At 69.4% G+C, this 24,006-nt stretch carries 22 protein-coding genes; 12 read left to right on the plus strand and 10 right to left on the minus strand.

The annotated features are described in order from the left end of the window. Nucleotides 1–100: 100 nt before the first annotated feature. From EZH22_RS12675 to EZH22_RS12690, 4 genes are all read right to left on the minus strand, one after another. A complete protein-coding gene (locus tag EZH22_RS12675; RefSeq protein WP_203195954.1) occupies nt 101–970 on the minus strand; it encodes an enoyl-CoA hydratase-related protein in 870 nt (289 codons plus the stop codon). Between the two features lie 58 nt (nt 971–1,028). Beyond that, on the minus strand, nt 1,029–1,814 hold the full coding sequence (locus tag EZH22_RS12680) for an enoyl-CoA hydratase/isomerase family protein (RefSeq protein WP_203195955.1): 786 nt from the start codon (nt 1,812–1,814) through the stop codon (nt 1,029–1,031). Between the two features lie 52 nt (nt 1,815–1,866). Next, nucleotides 1,867–2,925, minus strand: a complete 1,059-nt coding sequence (locus EZH22_RS12685) for a zinc-binding dehydrogenase (protein WP_231711449.1) — start codon at nt 2,923–2,925, stop codon at nt 1,867–1,869. 100 nt (nt 2,926–3,025) lie between these two features. Further along, the gene (locus EZH22_RS12690; protein ID WP_231711450.1) at nt 3,026–3,793 is read right to left on the minus strand and encodes a glucose 1-dehydrogenase; all 768 of its coding nucleotides are present in this window, start codon (nt 3,791–3,793) and stop codon (nt 3,026–3,028) included. A gap of 130 nt (nt 3,794–3,923) precedes the next feature. On the opposite strand from EZH22_RS12690, the gene EZH22_RS12695 reads away from it, so the two are divergent. After that, entirely contained in the window at nt 3,924–4,397 is a 474-nt protein-coding gene (locus tag EZH22_RS12695) for a MarR family winged helix-turn-helix transcriptional regulator (protein WP_203195957.1), read from the plus strand. Between the two features lie 5 nt (nt 4,398–4,402). Here EZH22_RS12695 and EZH22_RS12700 read toward each other — a convergent pair whose 3' ends face one another. Genes EZH22_RS12700 through aliB form a run of 5 tightly spaced genes read right to left on the minus strand, consistent with a single transcriptional unit; the run spans nt 4,403 to nt 10,548 of the window. Continuing rightward, nucleotides 4,403–5,554 (minus strand): acyl-CoA dehydrogenase family protein, encoded by a 1,152-nt coding sequence (locus EZH22_RS12700; RefSeq protein ID WP_203195958.1) that lies wholly within the window; start codon nt 5,552–5,554, stop codon nt 4,403–4,405. 19 nt (nt 5,555–5,573) lie between these two features. Continuing rightward, nucleotides 5,574–6,767, minus strand: coding sequence for an acyl-CoA dehydrogenase family protein (locus EZH22_RS12705; RefSeq protein ID WP_203195959.1), 1,194 nt, complete (start codon nt 6,765–6,767; stop codon nt 5,574–5,576). A 48-nt stretch (nt 6,768–6,815) separates the two neighbouring features. Beyond that, complete coding sequence (badI, locus tag EZH22_RS12710) at nt 6,816–7,631, minus strand: 2-ketocyclohexanecarboxyl-CoA hydrolase (RefSeq protein ID WP_203195960.1); 816 nt, start codon at nt 7,629–7,631, stop codon at nt 6,816–6,818. Nucleotides 7,632–7,691: 60 nt separating this feature from the next. Then, nucleotides 7,692–9,326: a cyclohexanecarboxylate-CoA ligase gene (locus tag EZH22_RS12715; RefSeq protein WP_203195961.1), complete on the minus strand. Its 1,635-nt coding sequence runs from the start codon at nt 9,324–9,326 to the stop codon at nt 7,692–7,694. A 40-nt stretch (nt 9,327–9,366) separates the two neighbouring features. Further along, complete coding sequence (gene aliB / locus EZH22_RS12720) at nt 9,367–10,548, minus strand: cyclohexanecarboxyl-CoA dehydrogenase (RefSeq protein WP_203195962.1); 1,182 nt, start codon at nt 10,546–10,548, stop codon at nt 9,367–9,369. Between the two features lie 289 nt (nt 10,549–10,837). Between aliB and EZH22_RS12725 the strand changes: the two genes are divergently transcribed. Beyond that, nucleotides 10,838–12,046, plus strand: coding sequence for a 3-oxoadipyl-CoA thiolase (locus EZH22_RS12725; protein WP_203195963.1), 1,209 nt, complete (start codon nt 10,838–10,840; stop codon nt 12,044–12,046). A 30-nt stretch (nt 12,047–12,076) separates the two neighbouring features. On the opposite strand, the gene EZH22_RS12730 is transcribed toward EZH22_RS12725, so the two are convergent. Then, nucleotides 12,077–12,580: a MarR family winged helix-turn-helix transcriptional regulator gene (locus EZH22_RS12730; protein ID WP_203195964.1), complete on the minus strand. Its 504-nt coding sequence runs from the start codon at nt 12,578–12,580 to the stop codon at nt 12,077–12,079. Between the two features lie 212 nt (nt 12,581–12,792). Here EZH22_RS12730 and EZH22_RS12735 point away from each other — a divergent pair, with 212 nt between their 5' ends. The 10 genes from EZH22_RS12735 to EZH22_RS12780 all read left to right on the plus strand — a co-directional run bounded on the left by EZH22_RS12735 (nt 12,793) and on the right by EZH22_RS12780 (nt 23,957). After that, nucleotides 12,793–13,578: an SDR family NAD(P)-dependent oxidoreductase gene (locus EZH22_RS12735; RefSeq protein WP_203195965.1), complete on the plus strand. Its 786-nt coding sequence runs from the start codon at nt 12,793–12,795 to the stop codon at nt 13,576–13,578. A 480-nt stretch (nt 13,579–14,058) separates the two neighbouring features. After that, on the plus strand, nt 14,059–15,555 hold the full coding sequence (locus tag EZH22_RS12740; RefSeq protein ID WP_203195966.1) for an FAD-dependent oxidoreductase: 1,497 nt from the start codon (nt 14,059–14,061) through the stop codon (nt 15,553–15,555). A gap of 240 nt (nt 15,556–15,795) precedes the next feature. Next, nucleotides 15,796–16,038, plus strand: coding sequence for a hypothetical protein (locus EZH22_RS12745; protein WP_203195967.1), 243 nt, complete (start codon nt 15,796–15,798; stop codon nt 16,036–16,038). 77 nt (nt 16,039–16,115) lie between these two features. Continuing rightward, a complete protein-coding gene (locus tag EZH22_RS12750; protein WP_203195968.1) occupies nt 16,116–17,531 on the plus strand; it encodes an FAD-dependent oxidoreductase in 1,416 nt (471 codons plus the stop codon). A 66-nt stretch (nt 17,532–17,597) separates the two neighbouring features. Next, complete coding sequence (locus tag EZH22_RS12755; protein ID WP_203195969.1) at nt 17,598–19,382, plus strand: FAD-dependent oxidoreductase; 1,785 nt, start codon at nt 17,598–17,600, stop codon at nt 19,380–19,382. A gap of 48 nt (nt 19,383–19,430) precedes the next feature. Then, nucleotides 19,431–20,273, plus strand: coding sequence for a branched-chain amino acid ABC transporter permease (locus EZH22_RS12760; protein ID WP_203195970.1), 843 nt, complete (start codon nt 19,431–19,433; stop codon nt 20,271–20,273). Between the two features lie 3 nt (nt 20,274–20,276). Beyond that, on the plus strand, nt 20,277–21,290 hold the full coding sequence (locus EZH22_RS12765) for a branched-chain amino acid ABC transporter permease (protein ID WP_203195971.1): 1,014 nt from the start codon (nt 20,277–20,279) through the stop codon (nt 21,288–21,290). Next, a complete protein-coding gene (locus EZH22_RS12770) occupies nt 21,283–22,002 on the plus strand; it encodes an ABC transporter ATP-binding protein (RefSeq protein ID WP_203195972.1) in 720 nt (239 codons plus the stop codon). The genes EZH22_RS12765 and EZH22_RS12770 overlap by 8 nt, the downstream gene beginning before the upstream one ends. Next, on the plus strand, nt 21,999–22,694 hold the full coding sequence (locus tag EZH22_RS12775; protein WP_203195973.1) for an ABC transporter ATP-binding protein: 696 nt from the start codon (nt 21,999–22,001) through the stop codon (nt 22,692–22,694). Before EZH22_RS12770 ends, EZH22_RS12775 begins: the two co-directional genes overlap by 4 nt. 69 nt (nt 22,695–22,763) lie before the next feature. Further along, nucleotides 22,764–23,957, plus strand: coding sequence for an ABC transporter substrate-binding protein (locus tag EZH22_RS12780; RefSeq protein ID WP_203195974.1), 1,194 nt, complete (start codon nt 22,764–22,766; stop codon nt 23,955–23,957). Nucleotides 23,958–24,006 lie beyond the last annotated feature (49 nt).

Raw genomic sequence — 24,006 nt, forward strand, 5'->3', positions numbered from 1 at the left:
CCGCCGCGAGGGCAGGGGGTCTTTTTGATGGCTGAATATTCATTCATAATTTTGGGGTGTCAAGAGGGCCGATGCCCAAGCGCCTTTTTGGAATGGTGTTTTACGATGATCTCGCGGCCTTGCGGGCGGCGAAGAAGGCTTCGCGCAGGGTCCTGGCCTGGGGGCTCCCGCGGAGTTCGAGAAACGATGCCCGTTCCGCCGCCAACCCTGCATCGAAGCCATGCTCCATGCCGGTCTCGATCGCGTCGATGGCGTGCCTCCAGGCGATCTGCCCATCTTGCCGCCCAGCCTGCTCCGCCCGGACGGCGGCCAGGATCCTGCGGTCGGTATCCAGCCACGCCGCCGCGACCCGGTCCCGGGTGCGAACGACTGGCGCGACGCCATCAAGGCGCGCGCGGACATGGTCGATCGCCGCGGGAAGCAGATCGCCGCCCGCCTCCACCACCCGGTCGATGGCGCCCATGGCGGCGGCCGCGTCAGCCTCCACCGGGGCTCCGGTGAGGATGATCCGCAAGGCCGCCTCGACCCCGACGAGGCGTGGCAGGCGCTGGGTGCCGCCCGCGCCGGGAATGAGGCCGAGGCGGATTTCGGGAAGACCGAGCCGCGCCGTAGCGAGCGCGACGCGATGATGGGCCGCGAGCGCCACCTCGAACCCGCCACCCAGGGCGGAGCCGTGGATGGCGGCGACCACCGGCTTGCCGGCATTCTCGATGGCGTCGAGCACCTGCGAAAGCGCCGGATCGAGGGGCGGCTTGTCGAACTCCGATATATCTGCGCCGGCGATGAAAGTGCGTCCCGCGCAGATGAGAATGACGGCCTTGACTGCCGGATCCGCGGCCGCCGGCCCGATCGCTTCGAGCAGCCCGGCGCGCACCTGCTGCGACAGCGCATTGACCGGCGGGTTGTCCACCGTGACGATGGCGATCCCGTCCTCGAAGCGCGTCCCCACCGCTGCATCGCCCTCTGCCATCGACCTGCCCTCCGTCGAGGGGCGAATGCCCCCGCGATACGCCCGTGTCGAAGATTGCTCAGCGCCGCAGGAACGTGGCCACGTACCCTTCGGTTGCCGGAGCGCGTATCAGCGCGCCGATGCCCTCGATCTCCGCGCTCAGCCCCGCCGGAGCGATGGCGCTGGCAATGCCGATGCAGCGCTTGGCGGCACGCGCCGCATCCGGCGACAAGGCGGCGACGCGGGCGGCGATCTCCGAGGCCAGGTCGGCGAAGTCCACCGCATGGACCGTCCACTGCACCAGGCCGAGGCGCTCCGCCTCGCGCCCGTCGATCACCTCGCCGGTGAGGATCAGGCGCGACGCGACGCCCGCCCCACACAGCCCGGTCAGGCGCTGGGTGCCGCCGGCGCCCGGCAGCAGGCCCACCTTCGCCTCCGGCAGGCCGAGCTTGGCGTGATGGGCCGCGATCCGGAGGTCGCAGGCCAGCGCCAGTTCCAGGCCGCCCCCGAGGGCATGGCCCTCCAGCTCGGCGATGGTGATTGCCGGCAGCGCCGCCAGCCGGCCGTAGGCGCGATGGAACAGCTCCACCGTTTTGACCATGGCGGCGGCGCCGTCGGCGCTGCCGACCCGGCTCGCCACCAGATCGAGGTCCGCCCCGGCGCAGAACACCCGCTGGTCGCTGCGCACGCGCAGCAAGATCACCGCGGGGCTCGCCTCCACGCGCGCCAGCGCATCGAGGATAGCCTCGAGCATGGCGTCGTCGATGGCGTTCATCTGCGGGCGGCACAGGGTCAGGGTGGCGACGGTGCCGTCGATGGACAGGGCGACACGCTGAGGCCCGGCGTCCGGGGCGGGGTGATTCATATGGAGAAGACCTCGTTGGAGGGAATTGCTGCCGCGCCGGCGGTCGGGCCGGTCACCAGTCGGTCATCTCGATGCCGACCTTGCCGAACTGCGCCCCCTGCTCCAGGCGGTCGAGCGCGGCATGGGCCTGCCCGACGGGGAAGCGGCTGTCCATGATCGGGCGGAACAGGCCGCGCCCGCAGACGGCGAGCAGGCTGCTGAACTCCGCGAACGTGCCGTGGGTCGAGCCGAGAACCTGGAGCTGGCGGATGAACATGCGGCGCAGATCCGCCGACGGGCGATCCCCGGAGGTGGCGCCGCAGGTGACGATGCGCCCGCCGCGCACCAGGGACTTGAGCGCAAACGGCCACACCGCCTCGCCCACATTCTCGATGACCACGTCGACGCCCCGACCGTCGGTCAGCTCCATCACCCGGCCGGCGATGTCGACGCCGGTGCCGTCGATGGCGGCGTCCGCTCCCAGCGCAAGGGCACGATCGCGCTTGCGCGGATCGCGGGAGGTGACGATGGCGCGGGCGCCCGTCATCTTCACGAACCGCAGGGCGGAGAGGGAGACCGACCCGCCGATGCCGAAGATCAGCACACTCTCATGGGGCTGGACCCGCGCCTTGGTGAACACCATGCGCCATGCCGTCAGCGGCGCGGTGCCGAGGCAAGCCGCCTCGACCACGTCGAACCCCGCCGGCATGGGAAACACGTTCTGCACCGGCACCGACACGTAGTCGCAGAGCAGGCCGTCCCGATGCTCCCCCATCAGCTGCATGGACGTGCAGAGCACATGCTCGCCCCGCTGGCAGAATTCGCAGCGGCCACACCCCACGCCGGGATGGACGATCACCTTCTGGCCGAGCTTCAGCCGGGGCTCGGCCGCATCCAGATCGACGATCTCGCCGGCGCCGTCGAGGCCCATGATCAGCGGCAGCTTGTGGGTGATGCCGGCGCCGCTGTCGCGCATGTAGAGATCGACCCGGTTGAGGCCGGCGCCGAGGATGCGCACCATCGCCTCGCCCGGCCGGCGCTCCGGCATGGGCCGCTCGCCGATCTCCACCATGGCGTTGCCGCCGTGCCCCGTCAGGAAAACCGCGCGCATGGATGGCGTGGCAGATGTCATGGCATTGCTCCTCTCCAGGGCCCACTTGCTGCCGGTTTCCTCCGCCGGGTCCGCCCGCGGCGGCTCCCCCGGCCCTCGCTTCGCCGGTGCGGACGGGGCGTCAGCCCACCATGCTCAGGCCGCCGGACACCGACAGCACCTGGCCGGTGATGTAGCCCGCCGCGTCGGAGGCGAAGAAGGCGATGGCGCCGGGCAGGTCCTCGGGCTCGCCGATGCGGCCGAGCGGGATCGAGCGGCGGAAGGCCTCCGCCAGCTTGTCCGCATTGCCGGCGCCCTTCTTGTAGTCCTCGAACAAGGCGGTCTGGGTGGGGCCGGGGCAGACCACGTTGAAGGTGATGCCGTCGCGGGCATGCTCGCGGGCCAGCGTCTTGGAGAGCGCCACCAGGCCCGCTTTGCATGCGGCATAGACCGCCTCGCCGCTCGATCCCACGCGGGCGGCGTCGGAGGCGATGTTGACCACCCGGCCTGCCTTGCGCGCCACCATCAGCGGCAGCACGGCATGATGCATGTGCAGGGCGCCGACGAGGTTGATGGCGATCAGCCGCTCCCAGTCCTCGGGTGTCGTCTGGAGGAAGGGGCGAAACACGTCCCAGCCGGCATTGTTGACGAGGACGGCGATGGGGCCGAGCTCGGCTTCCGTGGCCGAGATGGCGTCGTCGACCGTGCGGCGATCGGTGATGTCGCAGGCATAAGCGCGGGCGGTGCCGCCGTCGGCGGTGATCTGCGCGACTGTCTTGGCGGCAGCGTCCAAGTCGCGGTCCAGCACTGCCACATGGCCGCCCTTGGCCGCGAAACGACGAGCCGTCGCCCCGCCGATGCCGCCGCCGCCACCGGTAATTACGATCACTCGCTTGTCGAAATCTTTCACGGCCCACGCTCGCTCAAAATGAAACGTGGGCATTATGCTGGGACAATTTAATATGTCAATTCATTGATATAAAATTGTGTTGCGTCGAGGATGGCCATCTCCTAACGGCGATACGCAGAGGGCTCCAATCATGTCTCGCCGCACATCGCCTCTTGAACCCGATCGCTTCGAGGTCGCCAACCGCCTGTTCTTCCGCCTGTATCAGAGCTCGAACCTGATGCACAAAAACGGCACCCGCTACATGGGCGACTTCGGCGCGACCACCCAGCAATGGGCCGTGCTCGGCGCGCTGACGCGGCCGCTGGTGCGGGAGAAGGGCATGAGCGTGAAGGATCTCATCGAGTTCCTCCTGCTCAGCCGCCAGAACCTGACGGCGGTGCTCGACCGGCTGGAGGCGCGCGGATGGGTGGAACGGGTCAAGGACCCGGAGGATGGGCGCAGCCGGCTGATCCAGCTCACCCCCGAAGGCAACCGCACCTGGGACGCCATGCAGACCTCCATCGCGGCCTTCTATGCCGCCGCGCTGGCGTCGTTCAGCGCGGCGGAGCAGCTTCAGCTCTACGTGTTGCTGGATCGGCTCAAGGACGGATTGAACGAGGTCTGACCCGCCTATGCTTCCTCCAGCAGCGAGGTTCCGGCGGCGAGGCGGTCGAGATGGTGGTCGAGGTCGCCGAACTCCTTGTCGATCATGACGAGGCGCTTGAACAGGTGGCCCACCTTGTACTCCATGGTCATGCCGATGCCGCCATGGAGCTGGATCGCCTGCTCGCCGATGAAACGGGCCGACCGGGCGATCTGAATCTTGGCCGCGGACATAGCAATGGCGCGGGTTTGCGGGTTTTTCTCGGCCACGGACATGACCGCGAACAGGGCCATGCTGCGGGCCTGCTCCAGAGCCACGAACATGTCCGCCGCCCGGTGCTGGAGCGCCTGGAAGGTGCCGATGGCGACGCCGAACTGCTGGCGCGTCTTCAGGTATTCCACTGTCATCGCAACGGCTTCGTCCATGGCCCCCACCGCCTCGGCGCAGATGGCGGCGATGGCTTCGTCCACCGCCCGCGCGATGACCGGCAGGGCGCCGGCGGGGTCGCCGACCACGTCGACATCGGCGACGAACACACTGTCAAGGCGGATGTCGGCGGCACGTCGCCCGTCCTGCGTCGCATAGGCCTTGATGGTGACGCCCGGCGCCGAACCGTTGACCAGGAACAGTCCGAGGCCCGTCGGATGGCGCGGCGGTCCCGACATGCGACCCGACACGATGAGCATGTCGGCGACATCGCCGCCGACGACCACCGACTTGCGGCCGCATAGAAGGTAGCCGCCCTCCACCCGCTCCGCCGAGGTCGCCACGTCGGACAGTTCCCACCGCGCCTGCGGCTCCCCATGGGCGAAGGCGAGGATGAGGCACCCATCGGCGACCTGCGGCACCAGCCGGGCGCGCAGGGCCGGGCTTCCCCCGTGGCGCAGCACCGCGGCGGCGAGCACGGCGGTGGACAGATAGGGCTCCACCACCAACGCCCGGCCGATCGCCTCCATGACGATCATGGTCTCCACCGGTCCGCCGCCGAAGCCGCCGTCCTCGGGCGCGAACGGCAGCCCGAGCAGCCCCAGCTCCGCCATCTGCATCCAGGCGGCGCGGCTCCAGCCGGCGGGGGAGGCGAGGATCCTCGCCCGCGCCTCGAAGTCGTAGGACTTGGCGAAGGTGCGCGCGACGCTGTCCTTGAGGAGCTGCTGTTCCTCGGAAAGATCGAAATTCATGTCCGAAAGCTCCCGCCGCTCACAGCCCGAGAATGGCCTTGGCGATAATGGTGCGCTGGATCTCGTTGGACCCGCCGTAGATGGAGAGCTTGCGCAGGTTGAAATAGGTCGAGGCGCCGCCCCGCGCGAAGTCGTAGCCGTCGGGACCCTCGTCCGCATGCCGCACCAGAGCGGCGGGGCCGATGAGGTCCATGAGCAGTTCGGTGGTCGCCTGCTGCAGCTCGGAGCCGCGGATCTTGAGGATGGACGAAGCCGGGTTGGGCTTGCCTTCCCCCTGTCGCTGCCCCTCCCCCCGCTCGGCGGCGATGACGCGCAGCTGGGTCATCTCCAGCGCCTTGATCTCCACTTCCAGCCCGGCGAGGCGGCGGCGGAAGGCGGGATCGGCGAGGCGCGGCGCGGCGCCGTTCAGGGAGGCCGAGGCCAGCTCGCGGATGCGCCGTGCCCGCGCCTTGGAAAGGCCGACGCGGGCCTGCCCGTTGCGCTCGTTGCCGAGCAGGAACTTGGCATAGTCCCAGCCTTTGTTCTCCGCGCCGACGAGGTTGTCCGCCGGCACCCGCACGTCGTCGAAGAACACCTCGTTGATCTCGAACCCGCCGTCGATGGTCTCGACCGGCCGCACCGTCACCCCCGGGCTCGCCATGTCCACCAGCAGGAAGGAGATGCCCTGCTGCTTCTTGGCGGTGGAATCGGTGCGGGCCAGGACGAAGATCCAGTTGGCGTGCTGGGCCAGCGTGGTCCAGGCCTTCTGGCCGTTGATGACGAAATGGTCGCCGTCGCGCACCGCGCGCGTCTTCAACGCCGCGAGGTCGGAGCCGGCGCCGGGCTCGGAGAAGCCCTGGCACCACCAGTCGTCGAGGCGCGCGATGCGCGGCAAAAAGCGCGCCTTCTGCGCCCGCGAGCCGAAGGTGTAGACCACCGGCCCCACCATGGAGGTGCCGAAGGAGAGGGTCTCGGGCGCGGGAAACTGCTGGATCTCGTCGCGGAAGATCATCTGCCGCACCGGGTCCCAGCCGGTGCCGCCCCATTCCACCGGCCAGTGCGGCACCGCCCAGCCCTGGGCGTGGAGGATGCGCGTCCAGTGCGCCAGCTCGTCCTTCGACAGGCGCCGGCCCTCGCTGAGCTTGCGGCGATAAACCTCCGGCAGGGCGGCGCGCAGGAAGCTGCGGACCTCCTGGCGGAAGGCGATCTCCTCAGGGGTGAAGCCGAGTTCCATGGCGCCCTCCTTGGTTGTTCTTCATGCGCCGGCGCCCCGGGGCGCACCTCAGTCCGCCTTCTTCACTACATGACGGCGGAAGTCGGGCTTGCGCTTCTCGCGGAAGGCGATGCCGCCCTCCTTGGATTCGTCGGTGTCGTAATAGAGGCTGAGCGCCGCCATCCCCATGGAGGAGATGCCGCGGATGTTCTCCGTGTCGGCGTTGAACGAGCGCTTGGCCAGCGCCAGGGCGGTGGGGCTGCGTTCCATCAGCTCGGCGCACCAGCGGTCCACCTCGGCGTCGAGCTCATCGTGCGGCACCACGGCGTTGACGAGACCCATGGCGAGGGCCTCCGCCGCCGTGTAGCGCTTGCACAGGTACCAGATCTCCCGCGCCTTCTTCTCACCGACGATGCGGGCGAGATAGGCGGTGCCGAAGCCCGGATCCACCGAGCCGACCTTGGGCCCCACCTGGCCGAGCTGGGCCTTGTCGGAAGCGATGGTGAGGTCGCAGATGGTGGCGAGCACGTTGCCGCCGCCGATGGCGAAGCCGTTGACGCGGGCGATCACCACCTTCGGCACGTCGCGGATCAGGCTCTGCAGCTCGTCGATGGGCAGGCCGATGGTGCCGCGCCCGTCATACTGGCCGTCATGGGCGCTCTGGTCGCCGCCGGTGCAGAATGCCTTGTCGCCGGCGCCGGTGAGCACGATCACGCCGATGGAGCGGTCCCATCCCGCCGTCTGGAAGGCGTGGATCAGCTCGTCCACGGTCTGGCCGCGGAAGGCGTTGTACTTGTCGGCGCGGTTGATGGTGATGCGGGCGACGCCTTCCGGGCGCACCTCGTAGAGGATGTCCTCGTAAGCGGTGGGTTCCTGGCCGGCCATCTGTCTCTCCTCTTGCGGGGGCGGCGGTCGCCGCGCATGTCGTCTCGGCGCGCGGGCGGGTCAGGCGCCGGTGGCGGCCTTGGCCATCTCGCGCAGGCGGAATTTCTGGATCTTGCCCGAGGGGGTCTGGGGCAGCGCCGCCACCACTTCGAGCCGCTCGGGGATGTACTGCACCGCCATCTTCTGCGCCTTCAGGTAGGCGACCATCTCCTCGAAGGTGATGCTCATTCCCGCCCGCGGCATGACGAAGGCGCAGGCCCGCTCGCCCAGGCGCGGGTCCGGGTAGCCGACCACGGCCACCGCGGCGATGGCCGGGTGCTTGAAGAGGATGTTCTCCACCTCCACCACCGGGATATTCTCGCCGCCGCGGATGATGATGTCCTTGGAGCGTCCGGCGATGCGGATGTAGCCGTCGGCGTCCATGCGGGCGATGTCGCCGGTGTCGAACCAGCCGTCCTGGTCCACCTGGGCGAGGCCCGGGCGCTTGAGATAGCCGACGAAGTTGGAGCAGCCGCGCACCTGCAGCATGCCCTCCTCGCCCGCCGGCACCACCTTGCCATGGAGGTCGACGACGCGCACGTCCATGCCCGGCAGTGGGCAGCCGTCGGTGGAGGTCACCTTGTCCTGCGGATCTTCCACCCGCGTGGTGGTGACCGCGCCATTCTCCGACATGCCCCAGGCGGAGATGATGGCCGCGCCCAGCGCCTCGCGGGCCTTGACCACCAGCGGGCGCGGGATGGGCGCCCCGGCCGAGACGAAGATGCGCAGGGTCGGGGTGGGCGTGCCGGTGCGCAGGCAATGGTCGGCGAGGTCGTTGAGGAAGGGGGTGGCGCCCATGGTGAAGGTGGCGCCTTCACGGGTGATCTGCTGCGCCATGGTCTCGGCCACGAAGATATCCTGCAGCACCGCGGTGGCGCCGAGCATGGCCGGCAGCACGAGACCGTACATGAAGCCCAGCTGGTGGGCCATGGGCGAGGGCATGTGGATCACGTCCGCCGGCCCCAGGTGCAGGCGCTCGGCGAACGGCACGAGGTTGGCGAGCATGGTGTTGGAGGTGTGGCTCACCCCCTTCGGCTCGCCGGTGGTGCCCGAGGTATAGAGCAGCTGGATCACCGCGTCGGGCGACAGGCGGCGCCCGCCCAGCACGGCCGCCTCGGCATCGGTGATGTCGGCGGCGATGAGGTTGGCGAAGTCCTCCTCGCCTTCCCCGTCCGCCACGAACACATGGGCGAGCCGCGGCAGGTCGGCGCGGATGCCGGCGGCGATGGCGCGGTGGTCCACGTTGCGGAAGCGCGCGGGGACGATGAGGATCTTCGATTCCGCCAGGCCGAGCATGAAGGTGAGCTCGCGCTCGCGGAAGATCACCATCAGCGGGTTGGAGACCGCCCCCACCTTCAGGCAGGCAAGGTGGAGGACGGGAAACTGCCACCAGTTCGGCAACTGGAAGGAGACCACGTCCCCGTCCCCCACGCCCCGGCGCAGGAAGCCGACCGCCACCTGGTCGGAGAGGCGATCGAGCTCGGCATAGGTGAAGCGGGCTTCCGCTCCGCTCTCGGCCCGGGTCGCCACCACCGCCGTCTTGTCCGGATGGGCCTCAACGTGGCGGCGGAAATGATCGAGCAGGGTCTCGTCGCGCCACAGCCCGGCGCGGGTCATGGCATCGCGGCGGGAGGCCGGCAGCAGGTCGTAGCTCATGGGGTCGTCTCCTCCGGAGGGGCTTTTCGCCTTCTGGTGGTCAGCGGGAGGCGGCTTTCAGTGCCTCTCGGGCGATGATCATCTTCATGATCTGCGCGGTGCCGTCGCCGATCTGCAGGCCGAGCACGTCGCGCAGGCGCTGCTCGAACGGCAGCTCGGTGGAATAGCCGGCATGGCCGTGCATCAGCAGGCAGGTGTGCACCACCTCGAAGGCGAGCTTGGGCGCCCACCACTTGCACATGGCCGCCTCCCTGGTGTGGGGCGCGCCGGCATCCTTGGCGGCGAGGGTCCGGTAGCAGAGGAGGCGCGCCGCCTCCACCATGGTCTCCGCCTCGGCGAGCGGGAAGGTGACGCCCTGGTTGTCCGCCAGCGGCTTGCCGAACGCCTTGCGCTCCTTCACGTAGGCCCAGGTCTCGGCCAGCGAGGCGCGGGCGACCGCCAGGCATTGCAGGCCGATGAGGGCGCGGGAGAAGTCGAAGCCCTGCATCACCTGAACGAAGCCCGAGCCCTCCGCCCCCAGCCGGTGGGACGCGGGCACCCGCACATGATCGAAGAAGATGGAGCCGCGGCCGATGGCGTGCTCGCCGAGATCGCTGAAGCGGGTGCGGCTGATGCCGGGGAGCGTCATGTCCACCAGGAAGGCGGAGACGCCGTGCGCCCGCTCGGCCGGCGTGCCGGTGCGGGCGAACACCACCGCGAGGTCCGCCTGGTCGGCCATGGAGATGGAGGTCTTCTCCCCGTCGAGAACGTAATGGTCGCCGTCCCGCGCCGCCTTGAGGGCCAGCGCCGCCGCATCCGAGCCGCCCTGGGGCTCGGTGAGGGCGAGGGCGATCAGGCATTCGCCGGCCACCACCTTGGGCAGGATCTCGGCGGCGATCTCCGGCGCCGCGTGACGGGCGACGATGGCGCCGCACAAGGACGACAGGAGCTGGATGTAGCCGACGTTGAAATCCCCCTCGCAGATGGCTTCCAGCACCACGCCGGAGGTGACGTGATCGGCGCCGAGGCCGCCATATTCGGTGGGGAATTCCACGCCGATGAGGCCGAGCGCGCCCATTTGCCGGCGCAGCTCCGGCGACACGGCGGCCTCTCCCTCGCGCACCTTGTAGCCGGGCGCGAGGACCTCGGCGGCGAAGCGCGCGGTGGTTTCGCGGAAGCTGGCCTGGTCGGCGCTGAGGCCGAAGGCGGACGCCGCGGCTGCGGTGTGATCGGGACCTGTCATGGTGCGCTCATTGCCTCGGACGTTTCCACCGCTGATGACGCCGCCCCGGCTCGTCCCCGGTGGGCGGACCCGGCGAACCGAGCCTGGCCCGTGCGGGTGGCCGTCTCAGTGTCGTTTCGTTCTTATATAAATATATTGCTGTAAGATGGCGGCACCATATTTGCCGCGGATTTTAATGTCAATGCATTGACATATTGATTTGTCTCGATGAAGGTGACGCTTCCCGCCGCGGGGACACGCCCGCGCCTCACCGCCGCCTCGCGATCCCTCCTGCCAGACGAGACACGCCGTGCCACAGGCCATGATCTATGACGGGTTGCGCAGCCCGTTCGGGCGCCATGCCGGCGCGCTCGCCCCGGTCCGCCCCGACGATCTCATGGCCGGGGTGATCGCCGGCCTTCTCGACCGGAACTCCTTCGCCGCCTCGCGGATCGAGGACGTGGTGATCGGCTGCACCAACCAGGCCGGCGAGGACGCCCGCAACGTCGCGCGCCACGCCGCGCTCCTGTCAGGCCTTCCCGAAGGCGCGGGTGGCGTGACCCTCAACCGCCTCTGCGGCTCCGGCCTCTCGGCGGTGGCGGATGCCGCCCGTGCCGTGCGATGCGGCGAAGGCGGGCTGTTCATCGCCGGCGGCGTCGAGACCATGAGCCGGGCGCCCTTTGTCACCGCGAAGGCGACCAGCGCCTACAGCCGCGAGGTCGCGGTGTTTGATTCCACCATCGGCGCGCGCTTTTCCAATCCCCGGATCGATGCCAGTTTCGGCACCGATTCCATGCCGCAGACCGCGGACAACATCGCCGCCGACCTCGGCATCGGCCGCGCCGAATCCGACCTCTTCGCCCTGCGCTCCCAGGAGAAATACGAAGAGGCCCGCGCGGCCGGCTTCTATGCGGAAGAGATCCAGCCGGTGGCCGTTCCCCAAGGCCGGGGCAAGCCGGCCCTGCCGGTGTCCACCGATGAGCATCCCCGGCCGCAGACCACCCTCGCGTCTCTGGAGAAACTGAAGCCGCTCTTCGCCGGCGGCGTCGTCACCGCCGGCAACGCCTCCGGCATAAACGATGGCGCGGCGGCGCTGCTGGTCGGATCGGCGGAGGTCGGGAAGCCGTTCGGCGTCGCGCCGCGCGGACGCATCCTCTCGACGGCCGTGGCCGGCGTCGCGCCGAGGGTGATGGGGCTCGGGCCGGTGCCCGCATCGGAAAAGGCGCTGGCCCGCGCCGGCCTCTCGCTGGCCCGCATGGACGTCATCGAGATCAACGAAGCCTTCGCGACCCAGGTGCTGGGATGTCTGCGCGGCCTCGGTCTGTCCGCCGACGATTCCCGCCTCAACCCGAACGGTGGCGCCATCGCCATCGGCCATCCCCTCGGGGCCTCCGGGGCTCGGCTCGTCTTGACCGCCCTGCGCCAATTGGAGAAGACCGGCGGGCGCTATGCGCTCGTCGCCATGTGCATCGGCGTCGGACAAGGTATCGCCATGGTCATGGAACGGGCCGATGCCTGAGCCGTTGGGCGATGTTCGGGAGCGCTGCTCTCAGCGGGCCGAGGTTCGAGCATGCCGGCCCATCGAAGTCGTGTCCTCCACCTCGCGGATGGGGGCGCTCGTGGCTTCGTTGTTCAGGGTGGCGAGGCGGATCAAGAGCTTCACGAACTGCTTGCGCTCGGTCGGAGTGAGGGGAGCGAGAAGGCGCTCCTGGACCCGCTCCACAGAGGCTTCCGCATTCTTCAGCAGCGCGGCCCCTTCACGGGAGAGGAAGAGAAGCTTTTGGCGCTTGTCCTCCGCGCTCGGCTTGCGCGTCACGAGGCCGCGGCTCTCCAGCCGCTCGATGACGTTGCCGATGGTGGAGCGGTCGAAGGCGATGAGCGAGGACAGGCGCGTCGCATCGACCCCGGGCCGCTCCTCGATGGCCACCATGGCCGCATATTGGACCGGCGTCAGATTGAACTCCGCGCATTCGTCGAGGAACAGCGCCCACGAGATCTGATGCGCCCTGCGGATGAGGTGGCCCGGCTTCGAATAAAGATCGCTCAGGGGCATCAAGAACAACTCCGGTTCGCGATTCGCGCGCGGTCGCCATGGGTGATTGACAGAATGCTGAACAATGGCAAGTCTGACGCAGCTTGGCGCCTAACGCAACGCAGCCGTCGCGGGATGCCGCGGCACACGCCGGGGGGCCTCTTCCGGCGCAGGTTTCCGGCGCCAGGCTTCCGGCGCGAAGCGAAAATTACAAACGACATGGGGAGACGGGCATGGGTCGCCTGGAGGGCAAGGTCGCGATCATCACCGGCGGCAGTCGGGGGCAGGGCGAGAGCGAGGCGCGGATGTTCGCTCGCGAGGGAGCGGCCGTCGCCATCTGCGACGTGCTGGACGCGCCCGGCGAGGCGGTCGCCCGGCAGATTTCGGATGATGGGCTCGAAGCCCGCTATTTCCATCTCGACGTGACCGATCCCGCCAACTGGGCGGACGTGGTCGCGGGCGTCATCGCCTGGAAGGGGCGCCTCACGACCCTCGTCAACAATGCCGGCATCCTCAACCGCACCGGCATCATGGAGACTTCGCTGGACGCCTGGAACCGCGTGCTCGCGGTCAACCTCACCGGCGCCATGCTGGGCATGCAGGCGGCAGCGCCGGCGATGCGCGACGCGGGCGGCGGCGCGGTGGTGAACATCGCCTCCGTCGCCGCCTATGTGGGCCACAACGATCCCGCCTACAGCGCCACCAAGGCGGGCCTCCTCGGCCTCACCCGCAGCGCCGCCATGGAATTCGTGGGCTGGGGCATCCGGGTAAATGCGGTGTGCCCGGGCATCATCGTGACCGGGCTGAATGCCGGCGGCGCGCATCTGGAGCCCTGGCGCAGGGCGACCCCCCTCGGCCGCTACGGCACCATCGAGGAGGCGGCCCGGGCGGTGCTGTTTCTCGCCTCCGACGAATCGAGCTTCATCACCGGCGAGGACCTCGCCGTCGACGGCGGATTCAAGGCCGGCGGAGCGGCACGACGCATCTCGCAGGAAGCGGGCATCAACCTGCCCGCATGAGCGCGTCCGCTCCGCAAACCCCTGCCGTCGCAAGGGGAGGGCAGGGGCGAGCGTCACCGGAGGCGAGCGGGCCCGGATCGGATCCGGGCCGCGAAAGGCGGCTTCGACCGAATTGACGCTTGAATTCAATGTGTATACTTATAATCAGTGTTCTGTCTAAATTCGGCTGGACGGACGGCATGGGAGAGAGGGGCGCGCGCGGCTGACGACCATCGTCCCCGGAGGCCCGCGCACCATCACTTCCCGCTGCCAGTCCGGCGCAGGCCGGAAAGCAAAAACGACGTCGCATCCAAGTCGACGCCCATTGACCCAACTTGAACGCCAAGCCGGCCCCTTCGGCGGCACGCCAGGAAGGCGGCACGCCAAGAGAGCGCCACGCCAAGAAGGATGAGCCCGGTCTGCCGCGCGCCCGCTGCGCCCGTGACGCTGCGGGCGTCCGGACCGGCGGGTTCCGCAAGCACATGGGTACAGGGAGTGACAATGACGCGCCCCACGAATGTCCACGTCCCCTATGAGGAAACCGACATCGTCGTCGTCGGTGGCGGCGGCTCCGGCCTCACCGCCGCGATCTTCGCCCGCAAGGCGGGAGCCCGGGTCATACTTCTGGAAAAGCACACGGAGCTGCGCGGCAGCACGGGCCTTTCCATCGGCTCCATCACCGCCACCGGCACCTGGCATCAGAAGCGCGCGGGCATCAAGGACAGCCCGCAGGCCCATTTCGAGGACATGGCGAAGTTCGCGGGAGATCTCGCGGCCAACGACAATGAAGAGCTGCGCCGCATCCTGGTGGAGAATGTCACCGAAAGCGTCGACTGGCTGATGAGTCTCGGCGTGACCTTCTACGGTCCCATGCCGGAGCCGCCGCATCGCGCGCCGCGCATGCACAACATCATCCCCAACTCGCGGGCCTACATCTATTTCGTGGCGCGGGAAGCCGGGCGCGTGGGCGTCGATGCGCGCGTCGACGCCGCCGTGCAGCGCCTCGTGGTGGAGGGCGGTCGCGTGGTCGGCGTGGTGGCGCGGATCGCGGGCCAGGAGCGGGAGATCCGCGCCCGCCGGGCCGTCATCCTCGCCACCGGCGACTATTCATCGAGCCCCGAATGGAAGGGGCGCTTCAACCCAGCCGTCGCCGACGTGGACGGCGTGAACACCACCAACATGGGCGACGGCCACCGCTTCGGAGAGGACCTGGGCGCGCAGGTGAAGTTCGGCGAGATCGTCTACGGCCCGAACCTGCGGTTCATGCCGCCGCCGAAGCCGAGCCTGCTGCTCAGCCTGCCGCCGCACCCGCTGCTGACCAACGCCATGCGCATCGCGCTGGAGCGCCTGCCGGCGGCGCTGCTGCGGCCCTTCATCCTGTCGTTCGTCACCACCTATCTCAGCCCGGAGCCGAGCCTGTTCCGCGAAGGCGCCATCCTGATCAACAAGAACGGTGAGCGCTTCGCCGACGAGCTCGACAAGCCGAACTACGCCTTTGGCAAGCAACCGGACAAGGTCGGCTACATCGTCTTCGACGAAGCGGTGGCGAAGAAATTCCGCAAGTGGCCGTATTTCATCTCCACGGCCCCGGGCGTCGCCTACGCCTATCTGCAGGATTACCGGCGCAACCGGCCGGACCTGTTCCACAAGGCATCGACCCTCGGTGGCCTCGCCGCCTCCATGGGGGTTGCGGCGGGGCGGCTCGAGGCCGAGATCGCGCGCTACAACGCCTCCGCCGCCGGCCGCCCGAAGCTCGCCAAGGGGCCGTATTACGCCCTCGGGCCGGTGAAGAGCTGGATCATCCTCACCGACGGCGGGCTCACGGTGAACCGCAATCACCAGGTCACCCGCGCCGACGGCGGCGCCATTCCCGGCCTCTATGCGGTGGGCTCCACCGGGCAGGGCGGGCTGCTGCTGGAGGGGCATGGGCATCACCTTGCGTGGGCCTTCACCTCGGGTCGCCTGGCGGGCCGCCATGCCGCCGGCGCCAACGCCTGAGCGCACCCGGAAAATGGTGCCGCGACGGGATGAAGGCATATTGACAGTATACGTCAATTACGTATTCTTACTAATTATCGAGACGGCGCCGCAATCACAAGAATCAGCGCCCGCGAGGCGTGAAGCGGGGAACGCGCGGAAATTCCATCGGCCGGGCTCCGCCCCGCCGCGGGAGGGGGCCATTCCAGCCGCCAGTTGTCCGCAGCGTCCCCCGGCACGAGTGTTGGACGGGAGGACCCCTTGGCATCGAGCGAATACAAAGTTCCCACCTATCCGATGGTCGGGTTTCTGGTGAAGCGAGGGCTCATCCTGGCGGGGGTATTCGGCGCGTTGCCGCTCATTGCCGCGCTTTATCTGGTTCTGGCCGGGTGGGGTCCGCTGGTCGTGGTCGCCGGGCTCCTCGCAAGCGTCGTCACGACCGGACTGCTCGTCAGCTATGTCGAGGTCCTGAGGATCATCGCCGATACTTTGATGCCGAAATAGTTTCGGTCGCCGGCCGGTGCCAAATAACCAAAAGAGAGCGGTCGCGCGAAGACCTGCCGCCGGGAGGACATAAGAAGATGAGCATTTCGCAAGATCTTGACGTGGTCGTGGTCGGCGCCGGGCTCGCTGGCCTGTGCGCCGCGGTCCGCGCCGCCGAAGGCGGGCTCCGCGTGCGGGTGATCGAGAAGAGCACCGGGGAGGCCTATCTGTGCAACAGTCGCTACACCGGCGGCCTGTTCCACATCGCCATGGATGACATGGCGGGCGATCCCGCCTGGGTCGCGGACAACATCCGGCGCGCCACGCATGGCGAGACCGACGAGGACCTCGCCACCACGCTCGCCGCCAACGCGCGGCGGACGCTGGCCTGGCTCAGGCAGCAGGGCATCCGCTTCATCAAGGCCGGGCCGGACGGCCTCAGGCAGAATTCCCTCGCCCCGCCCGGCGTGCGGCAGACCGGCCTGCACTGGCAGGGCCGCGCCGGCGACGTGATGCTGCGCACCCTCGCCGACGTGCTGCGCCGTCGCGGCGGCACGCTCAGCCGCGGGGTCGAGGCGCTGGAGCTCGTCATGGACGCCGGGCGCTGCGCCGGCATCAAGGTGCGTGAGAACGGCGCCGAGGGCGTGCTCCATACGCGTGCCGTGGTGCTGGCCGACGGTGGTTTCCAGGCCGACATGGAGCTCATGAGGCGCTTCGTCTCGCCCGCTCCCGAGCGCCTGCTCATGCGCAACGCGCGCACCGGCAGCGGCGCCGGCCTCAGGATGGCGGAGGCGGCGGGCGCGAGGCTCGTGGGCATGGAGAGTTTCTACGGCCACGTCCAGTATCGCGCGGCCATGGAGGATGAGCGCTTCTGGCCCTATCCGGTGCTGGATTCCCTCGCCACGGCGGGCATCGTGGTGGACGGCGCCGGCGCGCGCTTCTGTGACGAGGGGCTGGGCGGCGTCCACGTCACCAACGCCATCGCGCGCCTCGCCGATCCGCTCTCGGCGGTCATCGTCTTCGACGCGGCCATCTGGAACGGGCCGGGCACCGACTGGCTGCTGCCGGCCAATCCGTTCCTCCTCAGCGCCGGCGGGGCGCTCGTCTCGGCGCCGACGCCGGAAGGGTTGGCGGAAAAGCTCGCCATCCCCGCGGATGCACTGGCGCAAACGGTGGCGGCCCACAATGCGGCAGCCCAAAGCGGGGCGGAAGCGACGCCCGCGCGCACCACCACGAGCTACAGGGCCTGGCCCATACTGAAGGCGCCGTTCCACGCCATCCCGGTCTGCGCCGGGGTGACCTACACCATGGGCGGCATCGCCACCGACGCCCGGGCGCGGGTGCTGGGCACGCAGGGCGCGCCGATCCCCGGCCTGTTCGCCGCCGGAGCCACCACCGGCGGGCTCGAGGGTGGAAGCCGCTCCGGCTATTCGGGCGGCCTGTCCAAGTCCAGCGTCTTCGGCCTTATCGCCGGTGACACGCTTCTGGATCAGCTCGCCGCCAAGGCGGCCTGAGCCGCGCCCGCTCCCGGGGCGGCGCGCGCCGCCCCAATCCCTGGTGACAGCGTCGAGGACGATCCCGTGTCACATCCCAACTACGACCGCGAAGTCGATCTCCTCGTTGCCGGCGCCGGTGCCGGCGGCATGGCGGCGGCGCTCGTGGCGGCGCTCGAGGGGCTCGACGTCCTCCTGAGCGAGAAGTCCCAGCAGGTGGGCGGCACGGCCTCCACCTCCGCCGGCACGCTCTGGATTCCCGGCAACCACCAGAGCCGCGACGCCGGCTACGACGACAGCGCCGCCAAGGCCGACATTTACATGCGGGCGCTGGCGGGAAACGGAGGCGACGCGGCGCTGCGCGAGGCCTATCTTTCCACCGGCCCCGAGGCCATCGATTACCTGATGGCGCGCACGGATGTTCAGTTCATCCCTTGCGGCAAGCATCCGGACTACCAGTCCCAGATTCCCGGCGCGGCGGTGAGCGGGCGGGCCATCGTGCCGCGCATCTTCGACGGGCGGCTCCTCGGCAAGGATTTCGCCCGCGTGCGCCCGCCCATCCCCGAATTCATGGTGTTCGGTGGGATGATGGTGGGCAAGGACGACATTCCGCGGCTCCTCGGCCGCTTCAGGTCGCTTGCCAACTTCGCCTATTCCGCGCGTCTGCTCCTGCGCTACATGGCGGATCGCCTGCGGTTCTCCCGCGGCACCCGCGTCGTCATGGGCAATGCGCTGGTGGCGCGGCTCTATTTCAGCCTGCGCAAGGCGAATGTGCCGATCGCGTTCGGTACGTCGGTGAAGGAACTCATCCGCGGGCCGGACGGGGTCACCGGCGCCGTGCTGGAGGTGGAGGGCGGCCGCGCGATCGCGGTCCGGGCGCGCAAGGGGGTGGTGCTGGCCACCGGGGGCTACGCGCGCAACCCGGCCTTTCGTGCCGCCTTCATGCCGAAGCCCGTCCCCGAGCGTTCGCTCGCGGCGGCCGGCAACACGGGTGACGGCATCGTCCTCGGCCGGGACGCCGGGGCGCGGATCGCGCCCGGAGAGCACGGCACCGGGGCGTTCTGGACCCCGGTCTCCACCCTCCGCCGCAAGGATGGATCTCGGGGGCCGTTCCCGCATCTCTCCCTCGACCGGGCAAAGCCCGGCCTCATCGCCGTCAACAAGGCCGGCCGGCGGTTCGTGGATGAGGGAGCCTCCTACCATGATTTCGTGGAGGCCATGTTCGAGGAGAACAGGACGACGCCGAGTATTCCGGCCTACCTGATCTGCGAGGCGGATTTCGTCCGCAGGTACGGCCTCGGCGCCATCCATCCGGGCACCACGAACCTGAAGCCGTTCGCCGAGAGCGGCTACATCATCCTCGCGCCGACGCTGGAGGCGCTGGCGCGCCGGATCGGCGTCGATCCGGCGGCGCTCAGGGCCACCGTGGCGCGCCACAACGGCTTCGCTGCCACCGGCGTCGACCTCGACTTCGGCAAGGGCGCGCGGGAACTCTCGCGCTTCAACGGCGATCCCGCCCACACGCCTAATCCGTGCCTCGCGCCCATCGTGAAGGGGCCGTTCTGCGCGGTGGAGGTGTGGCCGGCGGAGATCGCCAGCAGCACCGGCCTGTCCACCGATGCCGACGCCCGCGTCCTCGGCGCGGACGGGCGACCCATTCCCGGGCTGTACGCCTGCGGCAACGACATGGCCTCCATCATGGCCGGCACCTATCCGGGACCTGGCACCACGCTCGGCCCCGCCATCGTCTTCGCCTATCGCGCCGCCATGCGCGCGGCGGGCAAGGCCATCTCGGCGCCCCGGCCGGGCGACGGGCACCAAGGGCTGGACGCGGCCCAACAGCCAGGAGGGAACGACCATGCGCTGCTTTGAACACGCCGGCGCCGACGCGCGCGGCGCGCGCCAACCGGGAGGCGCCACGTGCTGATCCAGATCCTGAACGGCCTCGTCTACGGCGGCCTGCTCTACATTCTTTCCGTGGGCCTCGTGCTCATCTTCGGGCTGCGGCGGGTGGTGAACTTCGCCCACGGCGCCCTGTTCATGGTGGGCGCGTATGTCGGCTACGCCGCCAACATGGTCTTCGGCTTCTGGGGGGCGGTGGCCTGCTCCATCCTGGTGCTCTCCGTGCTTGGCGTGGCGCTCGACCGGTTCGTGTTCCGGCCGCTCCAGAAAGAGGAGCCGATGGTCACGGTGCTCGTGACCTTCGGTCTCCTGCTGGTGCTGGAGGACGTCGTGCGCACCATCTGGGGCCGCGACCTTCTCAGCTTCCCGACGCCCGCGGCCTTCTCCGGCACGGTCGCGCTGGGCGACTCCAGCTTCCCGGTCTACCGCCTGCTCGTGGTGGCCGTGGCGGTGCTGGTGGCGGCGGGCCTCAGCCTCTGGCTGAAGACGAGCCGGGCCGGCCTCTACGTGCGCGCCTCCAGCGTCGATCCGCTGACCACCGGCATGCAGGGCGTGGACACCGAGCGCCTGAGCGCCCTGGTGGTGGCGATGGGCTCCGCGCTGGCGGGCCTGTCCGGCGTCATCGCCGCGCCGCTGCTCGCGCTCTCGCCCTCCATGGGCAGCTCCATCCTGATCGAGAGCTTCATCGTGGTGGTCACCGGCGGGCTCGGCTCCTTCACCGGCGCCTTCGTGGCGGCGCTGGTGATCGGGCAACTGCACAATCTCGGGGTGGTCTACGTGCCCCATATCGCGTCCATGATCCCGCTCATCCTCATGGTGGCGGTGCTGATCTGGCGCCCGAACGGCATCGTGAGGACCTGATCCATGAGCGAGACTTCCAACCTCTCCGCTGCCCTGGTCGAGGCCCCCGCGGCCCGGCGCGGCCTCGGCTTTCCGGTGACGCTGGCGTTCGTCGCCGCGGCAGGGGCGCTGGTGCCCGGCCACATCGGCTCGGCGCTGCTGCTCACCCTCCTCACCCAGGCCACCATCGGCGCGGTTCTCGCGACCTCGGTCGGCTTTCTCATCCGGCAGAACGGGCTGGTCAGCTTCGGCCACGCCGCCTTCTTCGGCGGAGCGGCCTACATCGTGGCGCTGGCTGCCCAGGGCGGCGGCGTATCGGCGGAGGTGGTGGTCATCGCCGCCGTGCTGGTGCCGGTGGTGGTGGCCTTCGCCATCGCCTTCGTGATGTTGCGCGTCTCCGGCGTCGCCTTCTCCATGCTCACGCTCGCGGTGGCCGAGGCCCTGCACGAACTGATGATGCGCTGGCGAGAGCTCGCCAATGGCGAGGACGGCCTGCCGGTGCGCCTGCCGTCCAGCCTGTTCGGCCTGCCGGTTTCCACATTTCAGCGGCCCGAGACCATGTTCGTGGTGTGCTGGATCGTCCTGATGGCGCTGATCGCGGGCCTGTGGCTGCTGTCGCGCAGCCATCTCGGCACGCTCACCCTCGCCATCCAGGACAATGAGGAGCGGGCCCGCTTCATCGGCTACGAGACGCTGGTCCCCCGCGCCATCGTGTTCGCCCTGTCGGCGGGCATCGCCGCCATGGGGGGCGTGCTGTTCGCCCTCTACAACGGCTTCGTCACCCCGGACGTGCTGCACTGGAGCCTCTCGGGCGAGGCGCTGGTGATGGCCATCATCGGCGGCGCGCGCACCCTGTGGGGGCCGGCGCTGGGGGCGGTGGTGTTCTTCTTCCTGCGCGATGCGGCAGGCAGCTACACCGAGCACTGGCAGGCGCTCATCGGCATCGTGCTCATCACCGTCACCGTCGCGTTGCCGACCGGCCTTTCCGGCGCCATCGGCCTTGTCGCGAACCGGGTCCGCGGAGGGCGTCATGGCTGAGACACTGAGCCTCGAGGCGCGCGGCCTCACCCGCAGGTATGGCGGCTTCACCGCGCTGCGCGACGTGTCGATCTCGCTGGCCAAGGGCGAGATCCGCGGCCTCATCGGCTCCAACGGCGCCGGCAAGTCCACCTGCATGGACGTGCTCTCGGGCCGCGGACGCGGCACCGGATCCTCGGGCACGGTGCTGCTGGAGGGCGCCGACATCGGCGCCTTGAGCGAGCGGGCGCGCCGGCATGCCGGGCTCTCCCGCTCGTTCCAGAAGACCAACATCTTCCCCGAGCTCACGGTGCGCCGGCAGGTCGAGCTCGCCGCCCGCAAGGCCGAGGTGGACAACACCGAGGACGTGCTGCGCGAATTGAACCTCCTGCCCCTCGCGGAGCGCCGCGCCGCGGACATCTCCTACGGCGACCAGCGGCGCGTGGACCTCGCCCTGTCGCTGGTGGGCCAGCCCAAGGTGCTGCTTCTCGACGAGCCGGCGGCGGGGCTGACCATGGGCGAATCCCTCGCCCTCGCCCACATGCTGCGCGACCTCGCCGAGCGCTGGGGCCTCACGGTTCTCATCGTGGAGCACGACATGGAGGTGATCTTCTCCATCTGCGCACGCGTCACTGTGCTCCATCTCGGCCAGATCCTGGCCGAGGGAACGCCCGACGAGGTGCGCGGCAACACGGACGTGGTGAAGGCCTATCTCGGGAGCGCCGCCGCATGACCCTGCTCGATCTTGAAAAGGTGGATGCCGGCTACGGCTCCGCACGGGTGCTGCACGATGTCTCGCTCCGCGTGACGGCGGGGGAGCGGGTGGCCATCCTCGGCCGCAACGGCGTCGGCAAGACCACGGTGGTGAACACGCTGATCGGCGTCGCCGCGCGCCGGGCGGGAAAGGTCGCCTTCAAGGGCCGGCCGGTGTCGGACATCCGCGCCTATTCGGCGGCGCGCGCGGGGCTCTCCATCGTGCCCCAGGGCCGGCGCATCGTGCCGACGCTCACCGTGCGCGAGAACCTCACCCTGGGCGCGGCGCCCGGCCGGCCCGGGCCGTGGAACCTGGAAGCGGTGTTCGGCATGTTCCCGATCCTTCGGGAGCGTGCGGAGACGCCCGGCACCGCCATGAGCGGCGGCCAGCAGCAGATGCTCGCCATCGGCCGCGGGCTGATGGCGAACCCCGACCTGCTGATCCTGGACGAGCCCAGCGAAGGTCTCGCCCCGGTGGTGGTGGACGAGTTGGGCGACACTCTCGCCAGGCTCGCGGACCGGGGCACGTCGATCCTGCTCATCGAGCAGAACCTCGGCCTCGTCCGGAAGGTGGCGGAGCGCTACTACGTGCTCTCGAAGGGCGCGGTGGTCGAGGACGGCCACCTGTCCGGCCTGTCCATGGAAACGCTGAAGAAACACGTCGCGGTCTGACTGCGCGGGAGCACCCGCATGGGTGCGGATAACAAGTTAAACCAAGCAAAACAGAACCGGGAGGAGAAGATGTTGGTCAACAGGCGTGTATTGCTGTCCGCGGCAGGCTTCGCCGCGCTCGCCCTCGGCGGGCCGGCGCTGGCGCAGCAGAAGGAGCCGCTGCTCATCGGCGTGCCCACCGCGCTCACCGGCCCCTACGGCGATCTCGGCGAGCAGGCGCGCCGCGCCGTGCTGCTCGCGGTGGACGAGGCCAACGCTGCGGGCGGCGTGGACGGCCGCAAAGTGGAGGTGCGCTTCCTCGACACCCAGGCCAAGGCCGAGGCCGCGCGCCAGCAGGCGGAGAAGCTGGTGCTCTCCGGCTACAAGATCCTCACCGGCGCCATCGCTTCCGGCGAGGCGCTCGCCATCGCGCCGCAGCTCGATCGCTGGGACGCCATGTATGTGGCGACCATCAACAAGGCCGACGAGATCACCGGAAAGTCTTGCAGCCGCCGGCTGTTCCGCGTGAACCACCCGGACTATTCGGATGCCGCCGTGGTGCGCCCGTGGCTGGCGACGCGCAAGGAAGGCAAGTGGGCCATCATGGCCTCCGACACCGCGTGGGGCCGCAACTCGGCGGCGAGCTTCACCAAGGCCGCCGAGTCAACGGGCAAGACGGTGGTGGCGGATGGCTTCGCCAGCCTCGGCACCAATGATTTCGCGCCGTATATCCAGAAGATCGCCGACTCGGGGGCGCAGGGCCTGTGGGTTGCGCTCGCGGGGCGCGACGCCATCAACTTCGCCACGCAGGCCAAGCAGTTCGGCCTGCTCGGCAAGGTCACCACCGCGGGGGTCAGCTTCGTCACCGACAACACCGCCAAGACGCTCGGCGACACCGCCAAGGGCATCCTCGGCGTGATCAACTACAGCTCCACTTTCGACTCGCCCGAGAACAAGGCGTTCGTGGCGCAGTGGGAGAAGAAGTATCCGGGCACAACGCCGTCGAACTTCGAGGGCGAGACCTATATCGGCATGCAGGTCATCTTCCAGGCGGTGAGGAAGGCGGGCAGCGTGAAGCCCGCCGACGTGAGCGCCGCCATGGAGGGCACCACCTTCAAGACCGTGTTCGGCGACGCGCTCATGCGCAAGGAGGACCACCAGCTCGTGGTGCCGAATTTCTTCGGCGACGTGGTGGAGGTGAACGGCCAGCCCAAGCCGGTGATCACCATGGTGGTCCCCGCCGCCGAGGCGATGCCGGCGGCCGACCCCGCCTGCAAGCTGTGATCCGCCGCCCGCCGGCGTCGACCCCGGGGCCGCCGCATCCGCGCGGCGG

This window comes from Xanthobacter dioxanivorans (assembly GCF_016807805.1).
GTDB classification, from domain to species: domain Bacteria; phylum Pseudomonadota; class Alphaproteobacteria; order Rhizobiales; family Xanthobacteraceae; genus Xanthobacter; species Xanthobacter dioxanivorans.